Origin of the sequence: Centipeda periodontii DSM 2778, from assembly GCF_000213975.1 — a bacterium.
Taxonomy (GTDB): Bacteria; Bacillota; Negativicutes; order Selenomonadales; family Selenomonadaceae; genus Centipeda; species Centipeda periodontii.
The window spans coordinates 40,396-46,343 of sequence record NZ_GL892076.1; the positions used below are offsets into that span (position 1 = coordinate 40,396).

General features: G+C 55.3%; 3 protein-coding genes. All 3 read right to left on the minus strand.

Annotated features, from left to right (window positions below; translation table 11 throughout):
* Nucleotides 1-4,312, minus strand: a 4,312-nt coding sequence (locus HMPREF9081_RS13980; RefSeq protein ID WP_425358237.1) for a beta strand repeat-containing protein, incomplete at its 3' end; no start/stop codon positions are given.
* Between the two features lie 244 nt (nucleotides 4,313-4,556).
* Nucleotides 4,557-5,000, minus strand: a complete 444-nt coding sequence (locus HMPREF9081_RS13720) for a hypothetical protein (protein ID WP_154647266.1) — start codon at nucleotides 4,998-5,000, stop codon at nucleotides 4,557-4,559.
* A gap of 260 nt (nucleotides 5,001-5,260) precedes the next feature.
* The coding region (locus HMPREF9081_RS00225) for an Rpn family recombination-promoting nuclease/putative transposase (RefSeq protein ID WP_006304856.1) at nucleotides 5,261-5,948 on the minus strand (688 nt) is incomplete at its 5' end.

The window sequence follows — 5,948 nt, forward strand, 5'->3', positions numbered from 1 at the left end:
TCGTATTCTTTTCGGCGTCACCCGTGGTCGCACTCGGCTTGTTGTTGATCACAAGTCCGCCGTAGGCTGCCGCACTGATCGTGCCGCCCGTAACGGTGAGTGTGTTGTTCTCTACCTTGTGCCCGACCTTGGTGCGTCCCGCCCATGCTTCCGTATGCGTTCCATCCGTAGCAGTATAGCTTGCCGCCGTGTTGTCCTTAAACTGGTAGCCCTCAAGTGTGACGTAACGATTGGCAGTCGCCGTATTGGTATCCGTGTCGATAACGTACTCGAATTTGTCCGTTACGCTGTCCTTGGCTCCCGTATAGCCCGTTGTCGCAATGCCTGCCGCGTTGTCGATCAGGTTCAGCCGATACGGCTCGTAGGTCTTGATGCCCGCACCCGTGAGACCCTGCGTATCGACTTCGAGCTTCGCCCAGTTCAGCCCTGTGGTCTGCGCGCCGTTATTGAGTGTGAGCAGGGAGTTTGCTGGATTGATGGTGCTGTTCAGGTCGAATTTGACTTTGTCGAAGTGCGCGATGTTGCCTGCCGTGGCATTGGTCCTCACGTTCAGAACGTTGTCCGTGACCGTATTCTGGTTGCCGCCGTAGATAACGCCCGTCACCGCGGTCACGGCATTGGTCGTGCCGTCGCCGAGGTTTACGGTGTTGCCTGTGGTCGCTCCCGTATTTGTGTGACCGCCGTATACATCGCCCGTGACAGAGCCGCCGTAGAGATTCAGCGTATGTCCCGTGGCTGCGCCTGTGCCGTTCACCTTTCCGCCGTAGACATCGTGCAGTGCTCCACCCGTGAGGTTGACAATACTGTCCTTGGCATCGCCGCTGCCGCCGTTATAGGCTGCATATGTCGCACCGCCGACAGAGCCGCCCGTTAGGTTGAGCGTCGAGCCTGTGATATTCCCCGTTGCATTCGCCTGTGCAATATGCCCGCCGTAGACATTGCCCGTGATGTTGGCACTGCCGGAGATATTGACCTTGCTCTTTGTAACGCTCCCCGCTGCATTCGCAGCCGCAAGGGACGCACCGTAGACAGAACCGACCGTGCCGCCTGTAATTTCGGCGGTGTTCTCCGTCGCACTGCCGTCCTTTGTGCGCACCTCGGCACCGTAGGCATTGGCGACTGTGCCACCCGCAACGACGACGGTGTTCTTCTCCGCATCGCCCGTCGGGAGCGGGTTGCCGCCTCCGTCAAGCTTGTTGTTCTCCACAAGTCCGCCGTACGCCGCCGCACTGATCGTGCCGCCCGTAACAGTCAGCTTATTGTTCTCTACCTTGTTGCCGACCTTTGTGCGTCCCGCCCATGCTTCCGTATGCGTCCCATCCGTAGCAGTATAGGTCGCCGCACTGTTGTCCTTAAACTGATACCCTTCGAGCGTGATGTACTGCGTCGCATTCGCCGCATGGCTGTCGGTATCGATGATGTATTCAAGTTTGTCAGTGGAACTGTCCTTCGCACCCGTATAGCCCGCCGTCGCAATGCCCGCCGCGTTATCGATCAGCTTCAGCCGATACGGCTCGTAGGTCTTGATGCCCGCACCCGTAAGGCTCGATGTATCCACTTCGAGTTTATCCCACTTGAGTCCCGTGGTCTGGCTGCTGTTGTTCAGTGTGAGCAACGAGTTCGCAGGATTGATGGTGCTGTTCAGGTGGAACTTGACCTTGTCAAAGTGCGCAATGTTCCCCGCCGTTGCGTTGGTCTTGACGTTCAGCGTGTTGTCCGTCACGGTCGTCTTGTTGCCGCCGTAGAGGACGCCGTTGATGGTCGCAGTGATTGCACTCTGCCCGTCACCAAGGTTGACGGTGTTGCCCGTAGTCGCCCCCGTGCCTGCTGTGTAGCCGCCATAGACATCTGTAACAGAGCCGCCCGTGATGGTAACGGTGTTGCCTGTGGCATCGCCTGTCGCTGCCGCATTTGTCAATGCCGCACCATAGACAGTTCCATTTACGGTGCCGGCGTTGATGGTCACTTCGTTCTTTGTCGCACTGCCCGCCTTGGTCTTAACCTCGACGCCATAGGCGTTCGCTGCTGCTGCACCCGTGTTCAGGATGAGTTTGTTCTGCTCGGCATCGCCCGTGGTGCCCGGGACGGTGGTATTTTCGACCATGCCGCCGCGTGCGTTCAGTGTCGCACTGCCGCCCGTGAGCGTCAGCTTGTTTTTCTGTACTTTGTTGCCAATGATGGAGCGTCCGCCCCACGCATCCGTAGCCGTCGTGCCCGCATAGCTTGTATCATTGTTCTGGAAGCGGTAGCCCTTGAGGTAGACTTTCGTGGTTGTGGCACTGTTGCCGTCCGTTGTCATGTCCGCCTCGTAGTCGTCCGTATGGATGCGCCCGCGCGTGCCCGTACTACTGTAGCTCGTGCCAAAGTCGATGTTACTGCTGTTCTCCATGAGCGTCAGGATGCGGTCGCTTGTCGGGTCTGCCGTGAGACTGTCGAGGTCATCGACGTGGAGCTTGTTCCAGTCAAGCGTTGTGGCATTGCCGTCATTGAGCGTCAGGAGTGTATCTCCCGCCGCGATATGGCTGCTCGTCGCCTTGAAGTTCACCTTGTCAAAGTTGGCGATGTTGCCCGCCGTGACACTGTCGTAGACATTCAGCGTGTTGTCCGTCGCAGTCGTCTTGCTGCCGCCGTAGAGCTTTCCGATGGTGGTGCCCGAAGCAACGGCATCGGTCTCGCTGCCAAGGTTCACGGTGTTGCCCGTAGTCGCACCCGTGCCCGCCGTCCATCCACCATAGACATCGCCCATCGTGCCGCCCGTGATGGTGACAATGTTGCCCGTGGCATCGCCTGTCGCGGAGGCATGGGAAAGATACCCGCCGTGCACGGTGCCGCTGACACTGCCGCCTGAGATATTCACTTTATTGCCCGTTACGTTCCCGCCCGCTGCGGCGGTAAAGCCGCCATAGATGTTGCGTACTGTGCTGTTGACGAGGTTTACGGTATTGTCCGTGCTGCTATCCTTCGCCGCAGCCGTCGTGCCCGTGCCTGCCGTCCAGCCGCCGTAGGCGTCCTGATGGGTGGTGCTGCCGTTCAAGGTGAGCGTATTCTCCGTCGTTGTATTGCCGATAACGGAGCGTCCTGCCCAGACATCCTCAGTCGCGCTTCCCGTGGTCGGTGTCACATTAGCACTCTTAAACTGATAGCCGTCGAGGTAGATCTGCTGTGCCGTTCCCGTTCCTGTGTTCGTATCGATGACGCGCTCATGGGTATCGGTTAGGGAAGCCAGTTTGGCTCCCATATATGTAGCCCCAAGGTTGATATTGCTCATGTTCTGCATGAGGATGGAGCGCCCGACCGGTGCCGTTCCCGTGTAGGCAATGGCATCCCAGTTCAAATCCGTTGCAGCCCCGCCCACAACGTTCAGCATTGGATTTGCCTGATTGAACGTGCTCGTAAAGTTAAAGCTCACCTTGCCGAAGTTCGCGATGTTGCGTACGGAGGCATTCGTGTTGACGTTGAGTGTGTTGCCCGTTACGACATCACTGGCGGAGCCGCCGAAGCCACCGTAGATCGCAACATTTGAGAGCGTGGGCGTATTCAGCGTTCCGTCACTCTTGCCAATATTAATGATATTGCCCGTCGCCTTGCCAGTACCCTGCATATAGCCGCCGTAGATCGTGGTGCCCGCGCCGAATGTTCCGTTCTCGATGTTGACAATATTGCCCGTGGCATCACCTGCCGACACGTTGTTCGGTGCCGTGAGCCACGGATTGACAGCGACAAACCCACTGTAGAGTGCGCCGTTTGCATTCAGCGTGCCGCCCTTGATGTTGATGGTGTTGTTCTTTGCATCTGCGTTTTTGGAGGTATCGACCAGCTCCGGATGATCCTCATCCTCCGGATTGACGAGAAGGTGAATCCCCCTCGTGAAGCCAGCCGCACCATATGTAACAGCACCGCCCGCGAGGAGATTTAATGTGTTGTGCTCCGAGCCGCCGTTCTCCCCAGCCGTAAAACCTGAAAACGCCTGCAGATGACTGTCGCCCGTGAGATTCAGTTCGTTATGATTCGTCGTGTTACCGAAGAAGGATATTCCCGAATACGTCCCGTTCGTCCCTCCCATGACCGTTGTCACATTGACGCCATGTCCTGCATTTTGGAAGCGGTTGCCGTCGACAAAGAGAACAGATGCACCGACTGTGCCCGTGCCGGCCGTATTCGCCCGTTTGCCGAACTCGTAATCTCCACGTGTACCGACGAGTGCGGGCGCATAGTTATTGAGCGTCAGTGCCGTTCCGCTATATAGTGTAAGCGTCGGTGTATAGACATTGTTTGCGGCAAGCGCCGTTGCCCAAGCACGCACTCCTGTCACACGAATATTTCCCCAATCAAAAGTCTGCTGGCCAAAAGTCGATGTACTCCTCACATAAAGCATCCAATCGCCGCTGTTCAAATTGGCATCCAAATCAAACTGCATCTTTTCAAACGATCTGATGGCATACGTCTCATTTACTTTTCCCTGCACCCGTAACGTATTGCCCGTTACAATGTCCCCAGTGCCTTCGCCGCCAATGAGATGCGCATTCCGAGTCATACCACTATATCCGCCACTGGAATTATTCCCGGCGAGAATAACCGTATTGTTCGTTGCATCGTGACCGGAGGCGCCGCCATATATAATTATCCGCCCCATAGAAAGGCCCCCCACCATAGTCAGAGGTCACATTCTTTATAATAACCGTATTGCCCGTCGCATTTCCCGTCCCTGCATTATAGCCGCCAAACACAGAAGTCCAACTAAGACCAAGATTTGCTGCCCCATCTATTGTCAGCGTATTATTATACACGTTACCATTATCAGAGGAATTTGTAATCGCTCCTCCTGCAATGGGAACAGCCGGCATCGGATGTGCAGGAGTTCCATCAACGTACACATTCCCACCACTTACATCAGCAGCATAAGCGTACTGAAAATCTGAGAAGAGCGCCCCTCCCCCTGCGGACAAAGCGAGTGCCACAAAAAGCGACAGCTGTCGTTTACTTTTCCATTCCTTTAGCATGACAATCCCCTCCATGTCATTCCACGCCACACACAGGCAGACTATAGTACTATAATCCTAAATATACTCTCCTTCTCATCTTATGTCAATCCCGTTTTAGGAATACAAATCTCTGTCGCACAAAAAAGCCGCCCGATCACGAGCGGCTTACCATCTTCGATTACATATCGATCACGACGAAACCGCAACCCCATGCTCCTCCGCCATCTGCTCTATCCCCACTGCTCGCCCCTCCTTCCACGATCCCTCCATATCGTTCACTATCCTTGTATACTGAGCCCATTATCTTTTGCCAGTTTTAATATAGCCGATTCTGGCATTTCCGTCATCTTTTTAATAACGGCAATGGGAGTTTGCGCGCGTAGCATATTCAAGGCAACATGCATAACGCCGTCCTTCCACGATCCCTCCATATCGCTCACATAGTCATGCTCATACTTCTCTCGCTGTTCATATTTACGCCGCTGTCCCGCATCGCGCATAAATGCCTCGATCTTGTCCCATGCCGTGTTGATTGCCGCCTCGCTCATCGCAATCGCCTCCATTTCCTCATCACTGAGTTTGTTGCTGATAAAAGCCATCCACTTGTCCAGTGTCCGCATACTGCGGATATCCTTCCGCGTTACTTTTGGCAGCTCCAAAAAGTGTATCTCAAGATCCTCGGTCAGTCGGTGCACGCCTGTCTCGTCATAGAGCCCGTACATATGGTGAAATCCCGATAACGGCAGATATTCATATCCGAGCAAATTGATCGCGACCGTCCGCCGCAAATTCTCGTAGTTCTCGCCCCGCCCCAGCGTGCTCTGATAGAGTTTCGCCCAGTAGTACAGACTGCGCTGTCCCATGTTCTGACGTTTCTGCACCTGCACTTCGATATTGACCTGTGTTTCATCATTCGTCATACACAGGATATCAAGCGCAGATGCCTTTCCGTTCTCCTCCTCCGGG

Excerpts from the sequence above, each read along its gene's own strand:
- HMPREF9081_RS13720 (WP_154647266.1), bottom strand. The coding sequence starts at position 5,000 with ATGCTAAAGGAATGGAAAAGTAAACGACAGCTGTCGCTTTTTGTGGCA.